Raw genomic sequence first — 17,322 nt, forward strand, 5'->3', positions numbered from 1 at the left:
GTTTTCAGCTCTTCAGTCAGCAGTCAGCTCTTCAGTCAGCTCTTAGTCAGCCACCAGCCCTTCAGTCAGCAGTCAGCAGTCAGCTCCAGCCGCCAGCTCCCTAATCTACAGCAGCTCCCCAGCTTCACAGCCAGGGCGGTTCTGCTTAAGCATAGCGGCACTTTTATATACAGTTACTGTTACTGGGCAACGTCGAGCGGATAAGGTATAGTCCTAAAAGGGACGGTAACGCAGTTTGTACTTAGCTACTCTCTCTGCAGGAAGGGCAGGAGCAGCTTCATGATGGTATATTGTCCAAGTTCACTCTCAATAGATAAGCCGTAATTCCCGCCAAAAGCCAGCTGCAAACGTTCATTCACGCTGCGCAGTCCGACATTCTCCAGCATTCCCTTGGATTCGTCCTCGGGAGTGGACAATATAGTAGAGATTTGCTCTTCCTTCATGCCGACACCATTGTCTTCAATGGTGACCAGGATATCGGCGAATCCGCTTTTGGAGACCGTGATGATAATATCGCCCCGGCCCTTGGGCTCTATGCCATGGAAGATCGCGTTCTCCACCAGCGGCTGAAGCGTGAAGCGCGGAATCAGGCCGGTGAGCAGCTCTTCATTCTCAATTTCTTTGACCATGGTGACCGTGCTGCCATAGCGGTATTTCTGTATCAGGAAATAGTCATCCAGCAGGCTTAGCTCATCCTTCAGCGGCATCAGCCGCCTGTTGTCCTTGGCGATACTGCGGAGCAGTCTGGACAGAGAGGTTGTCATTTCCGCGATACCGGTTGCATTCTGAATAGTAGCCATCCATTTGATCGAATTCAGGGTATTGTAGAGGAAATGCGGATTGATCTGGCTCTGCAGCATCCGGTATTCCAGCTCCTGCTTCTGCTTTTCGTCAGCAAGCCGGCTGTCCATGAGGGCCACGATATCCTGAGACAGGCGGTTAATGCCGCGTCCGACGTCGCCAAGCTCGCTTTTCCATTCAATATTGCGGTCAATCAGGAAATTACCCTGGGCAATCTTATCGATGCGCTTCTTAAGCTTCTCCACCGGAAGACTGATTGTACGGGTCAAATACAGTGTAATGATAGCGCTTAAGACAATAACCAGCAGGACGACACCAAGCATCACCAGAATCCAGATATTTGCCTTGGGCGCAAACTGGTCGTTCGATAAAGTCTGGGACAGTATGACTCCGCTGCGTACGGGATAAGATACCACAATATGGCTTTCTTTATCATCCGTAAGCTTCACCATGGACAGCTCGGTCTGCGGGCCGACAGGCTTGTCATTGGTATAGGCCACCGGTTCATAAGGTTCAGTAATGGCAGTGACCTGATCGCCGGTAAGCTGATAATGGTGATTGCCGAGCGTGAGCAGCAGCCGGGAATTCTTCGGCAGAGAGTATCCCTTCAGCTTGTCGGTGATAACAGAGGTATTGGCTAACATATATACCGTTCCAACCCGTATAGCCCCTTTGCCGTAAATCGGAAACACAAACGGGATTCCATTCGTGTTGGAGAGCGGGTCCTTGATGACCTGATCCCATTGCTCCTCGGCATCTGCATTAAGGCCGGCGATATGGCCGATATTGTGTATGGTAAGCGGAACGGAGGTGCCTGTGTTATCCACCTGCAGGAACTTTCCGTTGTTATCCGTAACAATCAGGCGGCGGGCATAGCTGTTCGAGCGGTTATTCAGGAATTCCTGCTGCATCGAGTTGAAGACATTAACAGCTTCCTTGGAGCTGGGGTTCTTGGACGCGAAATAATTCGTGATCAGGCTATTGGTGGACGAGTTGGTGCTGCAGGTCATGGCTAAGGCCGACAGATTAATCAGATCCTGTTCAATAATATGGGAAACCAGCTGCAGATTGAACTCGGTCGCTTGAATGGTTGTTTTACGCTGATAATAAGTAATCAATTCATAGCTGAAAAAAGACAGCAGCGACGCGATCAGCAGGGCGAAGACGGCCATGAGCAGAATGATGCGGCTTTTAATAGTAGATTTTCTTACCGTCGTGAACACTCCTTTGTACATTGTGAAAACATATTAAGCGTTTTCATCTACCTTATCATATTCCTGCGTTTCAATACAGGGCAAGGAGTATAAGCTGAGAATTTTACATGTTTCGGATAGGATATTACAGGTTTAAGCCGGACGAGGGGGAGAAGAGCACAGAAAAGTGAATGATCTGTGTTTGATATTGCATCCCAATCCCGCCTGAAAAGGCTTACACTTTGAACTAAGGCCGGATAAGCCGGTCGCCGCTAGAACAATAGAAGGAAAAGGGGATATTTAAATGAACTTAAAAAGATTCTATGGCATGACCCTTGCCACAGCGCTCTCCGTGAGCATGCTGGCCGGATGTTCCGGGAACAACGCCAATAATGAAGCTGCAGCAACAACCGCACCTGCGGCGGGTAACGCTGCAAACGCTTCCGCTGAACCAAGCCAGGAGCCTGTGACTCTGAAATGGGCGCTGTGGGACTGGGAAGCAACCGCTTACTACAAACCGCTGATTGATGCCTATAAAGCTGCACATCCGAATGTAACGATTGAATATGTAGACCTTGGCTCCACGGACTATATGACCATGCTCAGCACACAGCTCTCCGGCGGTGCAGACCTGGACGTTCTTACCATTAAAGATATTCCCGGCTATTCGAACCTGGTGAAGCAGAATCATCTGGAGCCGCTTAAGAGCTACATGAGCACAAATTCCATTGATCCTTCCGTATACGGCGGTACAGTAGAGCAGATTGAAGTGGGCGGCGAGGTGTATGCGCTTCCTTTCCGCAGTGACTTCTGGGTGGTCTATTACAACAAAGCTTTGTTCGACAAAGCAGGCGTGGAATACCCGAGCAACGATATGACCTTCGACCAATATGATGAGCTGGCCCGCAAGATGACCTCCGGCAGCGGTTCCGAAAAAGTATACGGTGCCCACTACCACACTTGGCGGAGCGCGGTTCAACTGTTCGGTATTCTTGACGGCAAGAACACAGTGGTCGGCGGTAACTATGACTTCCTGAAGCCTACCTATGAGCGGATTCTGAAAGAGCAGGAAGACGGCATCGTGATGGATTACGCTACATTGAAGACTTCCAGCACGCATTATTCCGGCGTATTCTACAACAACTCCGTTGCCATGATGAACATGGGCAGCTGGTTCATTGCCACCCAGATCGAGAAAGTGAAGAGCGGCGAATCCCAATCGACTGAATGGGGCATTGTGAAATACCCTCATCCTGACGGTGTAGAAGCCGGTACAACTCTGGGTACGATTACTTCCCTGGCTGTAAACCAGAAATCCAAGCACAAAGAAGCCGCACTGGAGTTCATGAACTTCGTAACCGGTGAAGAAGGCGCGAAGGTTATTGCATCTACCGGAACCATCCCGGCCATCAAGAACGATGAAGTTATCAATTCCATTACTTCCATCGACGGTTTCCCTGCAGACGAGAACAGTAAGGCTGCACTAAATACTGTTCAGACTTATCTGGAAATGCCAATACATGAAAAGAGTGCAGACATCGAGGTTATCCTGAATGAAGCCCACGATAACATCATGACGAAGAACGCTACGATTGATGAAGGCCTGAAGGATATGAACAAACGTGTAGGAGAGCTCTTGAACAATTAACCGTTCTGAGTAGGACGGTGGATATAAGGGCGGGCGAAGGCCCGCCTTTTATAAAATATAAGAATCTATCTGCTTCGCATAATAGATTTGGGAAAGCTTTAGAAGGTTTGGAGGAGAAACAATGCAGAACGAAACCATATTGCATACAAATAAGAGCCCAAAAAGACGTATGTCAAGAGGGGTTAAAGATAACCTGATTGCCTACAGCTTCATTGCGCCGAACTTTATCGGATTTGCCCTGTTTACACTGGTACCCATGATATTTGCCTTTGTCCTTGCGTTTGTGAAATGGGACGGGGCCAATCCGATGAAGTTCATCGGGCTGGACAATTTCACCCGGCTGCTCAAAGATTCAACCTTCCACAAAGCCTTGTGGAACACCATTGTCTACACTATCGGAGTCGTACCGCTGACCATGATTGTGGCGCTGGCGCTGGCCATTCTGCTGAACCAGAAGATTATGGGCCGTAATTTCATGAGAACCGTGTTCTTCTTCCCTTATGTAGCATCGCTGGTAGCCGTTGCGGCGGTATGGAACTTCATTTTCAGTCCTACCATGGGTCCGATCAACAACATTCTGCATACCATTACCGGTATCCCGCTGGAGGATCTTCCCCGCTGGGCGGCAGATAAGCAGTGGGCCATGTTTACCGTAGTTCTTTTCACAGTGTGGAAAAATATGGGTTATTACATGGTTATCTATCTGGCAGGACTCCAGGGAATTAACCCTGAGCTGTACGAGGCTGCTGAGCTGGACGGCGCAGGCCCGTGGAGAAGATTCCGCAATGTCACCGTGCCGCAGCTGGCACCGACAACCTTCTTTGTTCTGATGATTCTGGTCATTAACTCGTTCAAGGTCTACGATATCTTTATCAACCTATTTGCCGGCGCCGATAACCAGCTCAACGACTCTACGAGGGTTATGGTCTATCAAATCTACAATACGGCATTCCGTTCACTTGATTACGGATATGCCAGCGCAATGGCGATTGTACTCTTTCTGCTGGTACTTGGCATCACCATCGTCCAGTTCCGCGGCGAGAAGAAATACGGACAATAGGAGGATTCAAAAGATATGGTTGGAAAAAGTAAAGGACTTAGAATCAGCCTTATGGTTCTTGTGTATGTTTTGTTGTTTGCGACCGTGCTGGCGATGCTGGTTCCGTATATATGGATGCTGTCCTCCTCGCTCAAGCTTAACAAGGATGTCTTCTCCTTCCCGATGCAGTGGATTCCGGCGAATCCGCGCTGGGAGAATTTCACGGATATCTGGACGCGGATTCCGCTCGGACGGTTTATTTTTAACACTGCGAAATTATCGATTATCGTAACGATTCTGCAATTGCTGACTTCAAGCTTCGCGGCCTATGCGTTCTCGAAGCTGCATTTCCGGGGCAAGAACTTTATCTTCCTGGGTTATATCGCGACAATTGCGATCCCTTGGCAGGCCTACATGGTACCGCAGTTCATCCTGATGCGTTACATGGGACTGAACAATACCCACCTGGCGATCATTCTGCTGCAGGCGTTCTCGGCATTCGGTGTGTTCATGATGCGCCAGTTCTATCAGGGAGTACCTGATGAATTGTGTGAAGCCGCCCGGATCGACGGACTCAGTGAATACGGCATCTGGGCAAGAATCATGCTGCCGCTGTCCAAGCCGGCGTTATCCACACTCACCATCTTCACCTTCGTTGCCACCTGGAATGACTTCCTGGGGCCAATGATTTATCTGACAGATACGAAGCTTAAGACCATTCAGATCGGTCTGCGGATGTTCATCTCGCAATATTCTGCGGAGTACGGGCTGATCATGGCAGCAAGTGTAGTTTCTATCATTCCGGTAGTGATTGTATTCCTGGCCCTGCAGAAGTACTTCGTGCAAGGTGTTGCAGCATCGGGGATTAAAGGCTAGAACAAGTAACGCGCCTGGCAGTTGCATCTTTTCGTGGCTGCCGGGTTTTTTATAACCAATCATGGAGGTAAGGCAAAAGTCTGTCCAAGACATTATTCTTCTAACAACGCAATGGATACGCTTACTTATTTGAAGAAGAGGAGGATGAATGAATGAACAGCACAACCCGTGTCAAGAAAAGGCTATTCTCAGTATTAATGTCAGGAGCACTTGTAGCCGGAATGTTTCCGGCACTAGGTATGCCGGCAGCATCTGCTGCTACTGTAAATACGGTCTATGCAGCGGCCTATATGGGGGCAAAGACAACGGCAGGTACGACTCTGCCGGCAAGCGTTGATGTTGGCGGCCAGACTGCGGCTGTGAACTGGAGCATCGGCGAAGACACCTTCGATGTGCCGTATGACACCGTAACCGTGAACGGAACCGCGAACGGCGGGCCGGTGGTGGCGAATGTGGAAGTGATTCCGCCGGCCGATAGTCCGCTCGTCTACTTCGTGGACAGCGGCAGAGGCGGCGATTCCTTGGGGAATCCTCCTGGAGCCTCTCCCCTGTACGAGGCGGTCAAAATATTATCCAGCGGCAGCCTGCTTAACGGGTTACCGGATCAGAAATATGTCAGCGGAACAACGGATTGGGGCTTCGATGATACCGGCAATAAGGTAAAGAACTCCAAAGACGGGGGACTTGCCGATCCGGCGACGGAACCGTCCATATGGAAGGTAGGGCTGCGTGCAGATCCGTCCGGCGCTAATATCGTTTATAAATTGAAAGCGCTTCAACCTGGTGCTTATACGCTCAGCAGTGGCTTCTATGACTGGTACGGCAGCCGCGACCGGGGAATACAGCCCCGGCTGGAGTATAAGAACAGCGCCGGAGAAGCCCGCACGATCTCGTTTACACAGTTCAATACCCAAACAACGCAGCTTATTTCCGGTGAATTCTCGATTCCCGCAGATATTGATGTTAGCAGTCCTATGACCTTGACCAATGCTTCTGTATCCGGTGAGAAGCCGATCCTGAGCTGGTTCGCTGTTGCCGAAGGTGCGATCAAGCAAGAGCTTGATGATGCCCGGCAGACCGCAGCCTCTACGGTCAAAGTTCTGCTCGACGGCAACGATATTAAGGAAGACAATGTTAACGGCCTGACGTTCAAAGGCTTCGGCGTGCTGAGCGGCAACAGTACCAGCGCCTTGCTGATGGACTATAAGTCTGAGCAGCCAGAGGCTTATGCGCAGCTGCTGCAGGTCCTGTTCGGCGGCGACCGTCCGCTGATCGACCATGTCAAGATTGAGATGGGGAATGACCGCAACAACTCGACAGGTCCCGACCCTTCGACGATGCGTACGGAGAATGAAGAGGCCAATGTAACCCGGCATCCCGGCTTCCAGCTTGCGGCCGATGCCAAGGCCATCAATCCTGCGGTTAAGGTAAGCTTCCTGCGCTGGAATGCTCCGGCCTGGGCCAATAATAACAACGACAAAATATATACCTGGTACAAAAATACGATTCTGGCCGCTTACCGTGAATACGGTTATATGGTCGATTACGTCAATCCCGATGTCAATGAGCATGCATCAGATTTGAACTGGATCAAGCAATACAGCGCCAAGGTTAAAGCGGATACTGTAGGCTTCGAGAGCACGGAGGAGGAGGCTCTGTATCACAACATCAAGCTCATTATCTCCGACGAGGTCGGAATCGGCACCTTCGGCGATGCTATGGTCAGCGATCTTTCGCTGCGGGAGGCGGTAACGGCCGCCGGATATCATTACAACACCGATGATGACAGCAAAGGCAACTTCAAACGGCTGGCCGAAGAATTCGACAAGGAAATCTGGAACAGTGAGGCGCAGGCGACCTTCAGCAACTCGGCCTTCCGCCCGAACAACAATATGAAGGACCCGTCAGCGAGCGGAACGGGGATCGGAGGCACCGGCGGTCCGCTGGAGATGGGCAATACCATCATTAAAGGCTTCGTGAATTCCCGCCGGACACACTTCATCTACCAGCCGGCGATCGGCTCTTTCTATGAAGGCGGACAGTATTCCTTCAAGGAGCTGGTCAGCGCGCGGGACCCGTGGTCGGGCTTCATACACTATGACGCAGGGCTGGTTATTCTCCAGCATTTCAACGGTTTTGCCAAGACGGGCTGGGAGAATGGGGATAATACAGCAGGAGTCTGGAGAGCGGTGCCCAAGGCCAGCTACACCGGAGCATCCGGCACGAACCCTGTCAGCGGACGGAACGGGTCTCCGAGCTACATGACACTTGCTGCTCCGGGCAAGCAGGATTTCTCGACAGTCATCATCAATGACAGCGAGTATGAGAAGATCTACAAGCTTCAGGCGGTGAACATGGGCTATACAGGAAACCCCTCCCTGGAAGTATGGGAGACCCGTGCAGCTGATGAGGGTCAGGCTTTTAACAGCAATTATATGAAATATCTAGGCGATGCGGCTGCAGACGGCAGCGGTGTATACACGGTGAGAGTGAAGCCGTTCTCGATTGTAACTGTAAGCACGCTGGATAACCACGCCACAGCGGAGTCGCCAGCAGCCCTTCCGGTTGAGGGAGAGCGTACAGTGCTGGATACCGATGCAACAGGTTCCGTGCAGAATACGGAAGACGGAATTCTGTATGCGGATGATTTCAATTACGGCAGCAAAACTGTTCCTGTCATCGGCAAAGGGGGTGTGATTGCCGGCGAGCAGAGCTATGTCAGCTCCCGCGGCGGTGAGCAGAGCGTCATTCCGCGTTATACCCAGGACCTTAACGGAGCCTTCGAGGGGTATCGTATCGGCGATACGGATAATTATGTCCTGCGCCAGCAGCTGGACCAGATTACAACAGGCGTTGGCGGTGCCTGGAACGGCGGAGACCCGGTCACAGCAATCGGTGATAACCGCTGGACCAACTATAAGGTCAGCGCCGATGTGTCTTTTGAACAGAACAGCACTTACAGCGGCAACAATTACGCGGCAGTCGGAGCCCGCTATCAGGGCGGCTCGCAGACGCTAAGCGGAACACCATATGCGCTGAAGTTCTGGTTCGACGGCGGCTGGCAGCTGCTCTCCAGCGGCACAGTTGTCGCCAGCGGCAATGCCGCTACAGGCACCGGCGGTGTGAAGCTTGAGGGTTACGACACCGCACATGACGCATGGCATAACATTGCTCTTCAGGTTGCAGGTGATAGAATCACTGCCTATCTGGATCATGTTGAGCTTACAACCTATACCGACCCGGATCCGAAGCTGTCGGGACGCGTACAGCTGGCCAGCGGCTTCTATCATGTCCGCTTCGACAATCTTAAGGTGGAGAAGGTAGACGGCTATACTCCTTATTATTCTGAGCTGCTGGATAATCTGGAGATGTACGATCTGGCTGCGGTTCCGGGTGCCAAGCTGGTTTACGAAGGTGCGTGGGCCCATGAGAATGGCAAAGGGATGTATGTGTACCAGCGTTCCCTTTCGACCAGTCAGGCTGCGGGTGCGGTGCTGAAATACACATTTACCGGCACCGGACTCGATATTCTGGGCCAGAACGACGGCTCAGCCAAGCTGGAAGCGAGCGTGGACGGCCGGACTGTAGTGCTCTCGGGAACTGCTGCGGCATCGAAGGAGCTGTACCAGACCTTCATGCTCCGCGGGCTGGAATACGGAGAGCACACGGTCCAGATCAAGGTGCTGAGCGGGACATTAGCTGTGGATTCTGTGGGGGTTATCGCCGGTGGAGCTGCAGGTAACGTGAACACTGCTGCGCTTCAGCAGGCGGTGAAGGACGCGCAGGAAATCACCCGGCAGGATGAATTCCCGGAGAGTGACTGGAAGTTGTTCGCAGATGCACTTGGTGCAGCCGAGGCAGCACTGAATAATCCTGTGCTGTACAGATTGGATCAGGAAGGGGCCGCGCAGCTTGAAGCGCGCTTGACCTCAGCCTATATCGGGCTGATTGTAGGCGATGTGAGAGAACTTGCCGCTCCTCAGGATACGGCTGCTTATGCCGGGAAGAAGCCTAACCTGCCGGCCAAGCTGGAAGCAACGCGCGCTGACGGCAGCAAGGTGCAGGTGGCTGTGAAATGGAATGTAGACGCAGTCAGCTTCGACACTCCATATGAGCGGGTAGCTGTTACTGGTACTTTCGGAAATTTGAAGACAACAGCGTATGTGGAAGTGGTACCTGCTGGCCTCGTATATTTCCTGGACCCTGGTGTCTCCGCTGACGGGGTAACACCGCCATTTACAACCATCAGGAATTTCGTCGGGGACAGCCTGCTGAATGACAAGGCGGATCAGTTGTCGACAGGGGATACGGTCTGGGGACATACCAATATTACGGCAAACTACAGTCCAAAGGGACTTGGCGGAGCAGTAGTTGCTACAGACAAAGCCCAGACTGGGGTATACAGCTTGAATACGAAGAATACGCCTCTGGTCTACAAGCTGCCTCTGAATGCAGGCAAATATACGATTACGTCCTATCATCTGGACTGGTGGAACAACAGCAGCCGGACGATGGATATTACACTGAGTTATGCTGATGCAGAAGGAAAAGCCGTATCTGAAAAGGTTCGTACCGGCCTGGTTGCAGGTCCTGCGGGTACCGCAGTCAATCATGACTTCACGCTGCCGGTGAACGGTACCGTGACCTATTCAGTGTACAATACGTTCAGTCAGGCTGCGGTAATCAGCTATGTAGCTGTAGCCAGAGACAAGGTCAGCGTTGCCAATGAGCAGGCTGTCCATGAGGCGAAGAGCATCATTGAAGGCGCGGCCTACAATGTAGGGAAGGAAACGGCAAACAGCGAAGAGGCTGTTCTTGCCTGGCTGGAGCAGACCATCGGCGGTTTGCCCGGCTTCAGTGAAACCGGGGTTACCATGGGTGACATCATCCTGTCTCCGTTCCAGGAAGCAACAGACGACACGGATGGCAGCTTCACCTTCTCGGTTACGCTGAGCAAGGGAGAGGCGAAGGCGGATAGCTCGGCCAGCGGAGCAATTACGCTGCCGGTACCGGATACGGTTCTGCCGGTGATTACCCTGAATGGCGAGGCAACAGTTAATCTGCCGGTTGGCTCGGAATATACGGATGCCGGAGCTACGGCTGTTGATGATCGGGACGGCGATATAACTGGCCGTATCGTTACAACAGTGACCAGTGAAGTATATGGCCTGACAGAGCTGGATACGGCGGTAGAGGATATTTATACCTTTCATTATAATGTCAGTGATACCGCAGGGAATGCAGCGGAGGAAGTAACAAGAACCGTAGTGGTTGCCATTGATCCGGATGTAACGAAGCCAGTGATAACCCTGCTTGGGGAGGCATCCGTTCAACTGGAGAATGGCGCAAGCTATACCGATGCCGGAGCTACTGCGGCAGATGACCGCGACGGAGACATTACGGAGCGTATCGTGGCGACGATTACGAAGGATGGGGAGTCAGTATTAACGCTGGATACATCGGCAGCTGGCACCTATTTGTACCATTATAATGTGACGGATACAGCAGGCAACGCCGCTGCTGAGGTGACCCGGACGGTGACTGTAGGCGAAGCAGAACAGCCGCCGGTGACACCAACACCTACGCCGACGCCGGAACCGGAGCCGACAACTGCACCAACGGCAACACCGGCCCCTACGGATGCGCCAGTGTCTACGGTAGCACCAACACCAGCGGCTACGCCGTCACCGGCGCCGCAGCCGCAGACCGAGAAAGTTCTTGCCGCTGGTGATTTCGCGGCTCCGGCAGGCGGGACAATAACGGTTCAGCTCAGTGATGCTACAGAATCCGTGCTGCTTCCGGCAGGAATATCGGGAATTACAGGAGAGAATACCCTGCGTCTCGCCTGGAGTACGGTTGCGGTCGACCTGACACCGGAAGTGCTGCAGAGCATTCAGGAGAAGGTTGCGGGTGTAGGAGGACAACCGGAGGGGGCGAGAATTAAGCTTTCAGCCGTGAAGACTGCGAAGGCTGCTGCGGAGCAGCTGATGAACAATCCGGCTGTCAACAGTTCTGTTCAGCTATCGGCGGCAAGTGATGTAATCAGCTTCAGTCTGGAGGTAGTTGCTGCGGACGGCACGGCCGTGCCGGTAACCGCTTTTGACAAGCCGCTGACCCTTACATTCATTGTAGATCCTAATGCGAACCGCAGCCTGCTCGGCGTCTACTATATTGCTGCCAGCGGTGCCCTTGAATACATGGGCGGAACACTGGCTGACGGTAAGTTTACTGCCGATGTACAGCATTTCAGCCAGTATGCAGTACTGGAGTATGACAAGAGCTTCGCGGATGTCAGCAGCAGTAACTGGGCGAACAGTGTTATTAAGTCCATGGCTGCGAAGCATATTATCGAGGGCATTTCGGCTACTGAATTCAATCCGCAAGGTGAAGTAACCAGGGCGCAATTCGCCGCTATGATTACACGTGCGCTTGGCCTTAAGGCGGGAAGCACACCGGCATTTGCTGATGTGGATTCCAAATCCTGGTATGCCGGAGCTGTTGCCACTGTAAATGAAGCGGGGATCGTGCTCGGACGCAGCAAGGATGCCTTCGCTCCGGATGAGCGCATTACCCGTGAGGAAATGGCGGTCATGATCGTCCGCGCTTATGAGTATTTGCAGGGAAGCCAGGCAAGCAATGCAAGCAATGCAAGCGATGCAAGCAATGCAAGCGATGCAAGCAATGCAAGCGATGCAAGTCAGGCAAGCCAGGATATAGCTGCAGGAGCGTTCAGTGACTACTTCCTGATTCATGACTGGGCGAAGAACGCAGCCGGCATCGCCGGACAGGCGGGGCTGATCAAGGGCCGCGGCAATCAGCAATTCGCTCCGCAGGAGAGCATGACCCGCGCCGAGAGTGCGCAAGTCATCGCTAATCTGCTGGGAGATTTGTAAGAGGTACTCAAAGAACCTGGCAGCTGCGGGAAGCGGGCTGTCAGGTTTTTTATACGAATGTGAAATTTGCCCTCAATTTCTAGACACCCGTAGGATTAGAGGGATAAATACATCAGATTCGGCCTGTTTGGCCGGAAATGAGGAAATGAAAGGGATAAATCCCACTAAATCCACCGGAAGTGGGCAGAACGAGGATATTAGAGGGATAAATCCCACTAAATCCACCGGAAGTGGGGCAGAACGAGGATATTAGAGGGATAAATCCCACTAATTCCGCCGGAAGTGGGCAGAACGAGGATATTAGAGGGATAAATCCCACTAAATCCACCGGAAGTGGGCAGAACGAGGAAATCAGAGGGATAAATCCCACTGAATCCACCAGAAGTGGGCAGAACGAGGAAATCAGAGGGATAAATCCCACTAATTCCGCCAGCCAGCGTACCCTTAGTTCAATAGAGTGCTCGTCATAAGGGGGCCCTCAGCTTTTTTTACCATATTTACCGGGCGGGATGCCTGTGATGTTCTTAAAGGTGCGGATGAAGTTGGCGTAGTCATTGAAGCCGGACAGGTAGCAGGTATCGGATACGGAGTTTCCGGCGGCCAAGAGCTGCTTGGATAAGGCTATTTTTTTGAGCAGGACATAACGGTAGATGGTTCCGCCGGTCTGCTGCTTGAACAGGTGACTGAGATAGTATTTATCGACGTTCAACTCCCCGGCTATGTGCTCGAGCGAGAGGTTCAGATGCAGGTGGTTGTCGATGTAGCTCATGGCCGATTGAATATGTGAGGAAATAATGCTGGGGACGGCAGAACGGGTCTGGCTGTACAGCTCATTGACGATTACGAGAATTTGAATCAGGTAAGTTAGAGCCAGCACCTCGCTCCCGTATTGCTCACTCTCCAGTGCTGCAATCAGAAGTGAAGCTAGTGCCATATACTCAGTAAGCAGCAGTTCATCCATGCGGGCCAGATTATGCTCACCGGGCTGACGGTTCTGGAAACAGGCGAGCAGATTGGTAGTGGCTGTGCAGAAAGGATAGATAAGCGGCGCCTTGAAATGAATCGTCAACCGTTCGTAAGGCTCCGGGGACAAATTGATGATTTTGTGAATCTCGTGATTGTTGAACAAGAGCACATTGCCCCGCTGCAGCGGATAGCTGTATTGGTCGACGAACCCGTTCACACTGCCGCCCAGGAACAGGAAGATTTCGTAGTGGTCATGAATATGGAAATCCCTTGTCGGTGAGATTGGGGAATTGCCGATACCGGCCAGAATATCGCCGTTGAATGTTTGATGATAACGGGCATGTTTCATAGTCATTGCCCCTTTCAGATTGATCGCAACAAACGCAATAAAACATCATTATTCGCAAAGACATTGCAATAATACCACACTACACTAGAGAAGAAGAATACCTGAAAGGGTGGAATTGTAGATGAAGGGTAAGGAACAGCGAAAATACTGGCTGGATACGATGCTGCTGATCGGGGGACCGGTGCTGGAGGCTTTAGCGAAGCGGCAGCTGAAAGAGCAGCTGCCTACGGAGTTTCATAGTGACCGGAGCCGGTTTGCCCATCTGGAAGCTTTTGCGAGACTGGCCTGCGGGATGGCCCCCTGGCTGGAGCTTGAAGGACTTGAAGGAGAAGAAGAACAGCTTAGAGCCCGTTATGCCGCGCTGATGCTGGAGGCTATCGGTGCAGCTGTCGATCCGCAGTCGCCTGACTATATGGAGTTCAAGACGGAAGGGCAGCCGCTGGTCGATGCCGCCTTCCTGGCCCACGCGCTGGTGCGCGCACCGAAAGCGATTACAGGCCGGCTGGATGAGCGGGTCAAAGGCCATTTAATTACAGCGCTGAAGCAGACGCGCCGGACGGCTCCAAGCGGCAGCAACTGGCTGCTGTTCAGTGCAATGGTGGAAACGGCTTTATATATACTGGGCGATGCCGACTATGACCGGATGCGTGTCGGTTATGCGGTTCATATGTTCATGGACTGGTATAAGGGCGATGGTGTCTACGGGGATGGCAAGGATTTTCACTGGGATTATTACAACAGCTTCGTGATCCAGCCGATGCTGGTTGATGTCGTGGCCATCTTTGAACAGGAATCGGAGCAATATGCTGCACTTAAGCCGGTGATTATGGAACGGGCACAGAGATATGCCTCAGTGCTTGAACGCAGCATTGCACCGGACGGCACCTATCCGTTCCTCGGTCGCTCGATTGTGTACCGTTTCGGTGCGTTTCAGCTGCTGTCGCAGGCGGCGCTGCAGCATTTCCTGGAGGAGGCACTGCCTCCGGCACAGGTACGCTGCGCTTTGACTGCCGTGATAGAGCGGATCATGAATGCTCCGGGTACGCTGGATGAGAAAGGCTGGCTGCGGCCGGGGATCTATGGCTATCAGCCGGAGCTTGCGGAGAGCTACATTAATACGGGCAGCCTCTATTTATGCGCTGCCGTATTCCTTCCGCTGGGGCTGCTTCCATCCGATCCCTTTTGGTCGGGGGAAGAGCTGAAATGGACTGCGCTGAGAATAGCAGACGGTGAGAATGTCATGCGGGATCATGCGCTGGAATAGCGGGTGTTCAGCCGCTTTAACGATTATGAGGTGCGGCACTAATCAAGGTGGAGCACCGATAAGGAGGAGGAAACGGGCATGAACAGACAGGAGCTTACCGGAATTGTGCAGGACATGAAGCCGGCGGATTGGAGCTTGTATTATCCGCTGGGAGATTCGGCTGGGTTTTGGAACCGGGCGTTATCATCCGGAGTATTACAGGCAGACATTAGCGAGATTCGCGCAGAGGCGCAAAGGCTGGACGGTCAGCCTATATCCGCGCTGACATATACGCTATTTTCTATTTTTGCGCGTACAGGCTCGAGACTGGAATATGAGCGGGTCTATTTCGAACGGAGAAGAAGACTGAATACTTATGCATTCCTAAGCCTGCTGGAGCCGGATAATACGGGGGCTCTGGAGAAGCTGGAGGATATCCTCTGGGTCATCTGCGATGAGTACACCTGGTGTCTTCCGGCCCATCTTCCCGCAGATCATGACGCTGCTGAGATCAGCCGGCATATTGACCTGTTCTCCTCCGAGACGGGATTCACCTTAAGTGAAGTATTACTGCTGCTGGGGGACCGGCTTCCGCTGCTGCTCCAGTCCCGGATACGGCATGAGGTAGAGCGCAGAATCTTCCGGCCTTTTCTTGAGCAGGGGCCATATTTCTGGGAGACATCACGCCATAACTGGGCGGCAGTCTGTGCGGGCTCCATCGGGGCAGCTGCGCTGCTGCTGGTGAAGGAACCGGCCATGCTGACGGATATTCTGCTGAAGACAGAGAGCAGCATGAGCTGTTATCTGGAAGGCTTCGGGGACGACGGCGCTTGTCTGGAGGGGCTGGGCTACTGGAATTATGGCTTTGGCTATTTCACTTATTATAGCGATCTGCTCCGGGCAAGAACCGGAGGCAGGCTGGACTGGTTCAAGCAGGAGAAGGTATCGCAGATTGCCCGTTTCCAGCAACAATGCTTCATCGACGAAAGTCATGTCGCCAATTTCTCGGATTCGGTGCCTCAGGTACGTGTGCATATGGGCTTGTCCCATTATCTGGCTGATGCCTATGCGGATGTCCTGCGGCCGCCGTCCGCTCTGCGCGCACCGTTCACTGAAGATCACTGCAGCCGCTTCGCACCGGCTTTGCGCAATCTGATCTGGACCAGAGCGGGCCGGGAGAATGAAGCCTGGGAGGCTGCCAGCTATTATCTTCCGGATGCCGCCTGGATTGTCTCGCGTCATGTGCAGGCAGCAGGCTCCTTCGGGTTCGCCGCCAAAGCCGGCCACAATGATGAGCCGCACAATCATAATGATCTGGGCCACTTCATTCTAAGCGGCCGGGGAGAGATCTATGCTTCCGATCTGGGCAGCGGAGAATATACCGCTGATTATTTCGGTGCCGGACGTTACAGCTATGACTGCAATGGATCACAGGGACATTCGGTGCCGATCATCAGCGGCCAGTATCAGGGTGCAGGCCGGGAGTTCAGCACCGCCGTGCTGCATGCATCTGCGGCGGCGGAGAAGGATGAGCTGACACTGGAGATGGCACAGGCCTATCCGGTGTCAGGCTTGCAGTCCTTGGTGCGTTCGCTGGTCTGGCACAAAGAGGAGCTGCCACGTCTGGAATTGACAGACACCTACCGGTATGAGGGAGCTCCGGCGAGCTGGACGGAACGGTTTGTAACCTGGCGCAGGCCTAAGCTTCTTCACCCTGGCAGCGTACTGCTGCCGGGCACTGCGGCGGGTCACGGTGTTGAGGTCACTTATGATCCGGAAGCAGTCCGGCCGGAGATTACCGCGCATGTGTACCGGGATCATTATGGCCAGGAGACACTGTGGCATAGTCTGGACTTCCATGTTCTTCAGCCAGGGGCGGAGGGAACATTAGCGTTCACTTTTCAATTTCTGTGAAGACTGAATCAGGCGGCCGGAATTCCAGGTAATCTCATCCGCCGGAGTTACTGCTTCTCTGCTTGGGGAAATATAAAAGCGTATAACCCGCATAGTAGACGATTCCAACAAAGCGGCCGGTCCATCGCGGGTGCTCAGACGGACTAGGGCAAAATGTTGTATGAAATACAACTTAGGTGCTGCTATATCGGGATGTGTAGGAGGATTGTTGTATGAAATACAACAATTTCTTCATTAAACGACCTGGATGAGAAGAAATGTTGCCTTTTGTACAACAATTTTGGATTTGAGCCGGTTTATGGAGGGGAATGTTGTATTTTATGCAGGATTTAACAACAGAGCGGAGAAACCCGGAACTTCTGCGGCGATAGCAGCGACGGGAAAGCTGCCGCACACACCG

The 17,322-nt window shown here is 52.7% G+C and carries 8 protein-coding genes; 6 read left to right on the forward strand and 2 right to left on the reverse strand.

Annotated features, from left to right (window positions below; all coding sequences use genetic code 11):
• Positions 1-245: 245 nt before the first annotated feature.
• Positions 246-2,036, reverse strand: a complete 1,791-nt coding sequence (locus MHI42_RS31010) for a sensor histidine kinase (RefSeq protein WP_171717219.1) — start codon at positions 2,034-2,036, stop codon at positions 246-248.
• A gap of 262 nt (positions 2,037-2,298) precedes the next feature.
• On the opposite strand from MHI42_RS31010, the gene MHI42_RS31015 reads away from it, so the two are divergent.
• From MHI42_RS31015 to MHI42_RS31030, 4 genes are all read left to right on the forward strand, one after another.
• Complete coding sequence (locus MHI42_RS31015) at positions 2,299-3,642, forward strand: sugar ABC transporter substrate-binding protein (RefSeq protein ID WP_171717218.1); 1,344 nt, start codon at positions 2,299-2,301, stop codon at positions 3,640-3,642.
• A 169-nt stretch (positions 3,643-3,811) separates the two neighbouring features.
• Positions 3,812-4,702, forward strand: coding sequence for a sugar ABC transporter permease (locus MHI42_RS31020; protein WP_231575186.1), 891 nt, complete (start codon positions 3,812-3,814; stop codon positions 4,700-4,702).
• 15 nt (positions 4,703-4,717) lie between these two features.
• The gene (locus MHI42_RS31025; protein ID WP_342421673.1) at positions 4,718-5,557 is read left to right on the forward strand and encodes a carbohydrate ABC transporter permease; all 840 of its coding nucleotides are present in this window, start codon (positions 4,718-4,720) and stop codon (positions 5,555-5,557) included.
• Positions 5,558-5,709: 152 nt separating this feature from the next.
• Positions 5,710-12,450, forward strand: a complete 6,741-nt coding sequence (locus MHI42_RS31030) for an immunoglobulin-like domain-containing protein (protein ID WP_342421674.1) — start codon at positions 5,710-5,712, stop codon at positions 12,448-12,450.
• A gap of 478 nt (positions 12,451-12,928) precedes the next feature.
• On the opposite strand, the gene MHI42_RS31035 is transcribed toward MHI42_RS31030, so the two are convergent.
• A complete protein-coding gene (locus MHI42_RS31035) occupies positions 12,929-13,771 on the reverse strand; it encodes an AraC family transcriptional regulator (RefSeq protein ID WP_342421675.1) in 843 nt (280 codons plus the stop codon).
• A gap of 115 nt (positions 13,772-13,886) precedes the next feature.
• On the opposite strand from MHI42_RS31035, the gene MHI42_RS31040 reads away from it, so the two are divergent.
• Both MHI42_RS31040 and MHI42_RS31045 read left to right on the forward strand, forming a co-directional pair.
• Entirely contained in the window at positions 13,887-15,029 is a 1,143-nt protein-coding gene (locus tag MHI42_RS31040; RefSeq protein ID WP_342421676.1) for a DUF2264 domain-containing protein, read from the forward strand.
• 78 nt (positions 15,030-15,107) lie between these two features.
• Positions 15,108-16,922, forward strand: a complete 1,815-nt coding sequence (locus tag MHI42_RS31045) for a hypothetical protein (protein ID WP_342421677.1) — start codon at positions 15,108-15,110, stop codon at positions 16,920-16,922.
• Positions 16,923-17,322: the final 400 nt, after the last annotated feature.

It is taken from the genome of Paenibacillus sp. FSL E2-0178 (genome assembly GCF_038593005.1).
Classification (GTDB): Bacteria; Bacillota; Bacilli; order Paenibacillales; family Paenibacillaceae; genus Paenibacillus_AQ; species Paenibacillus_AQ phytohabitans.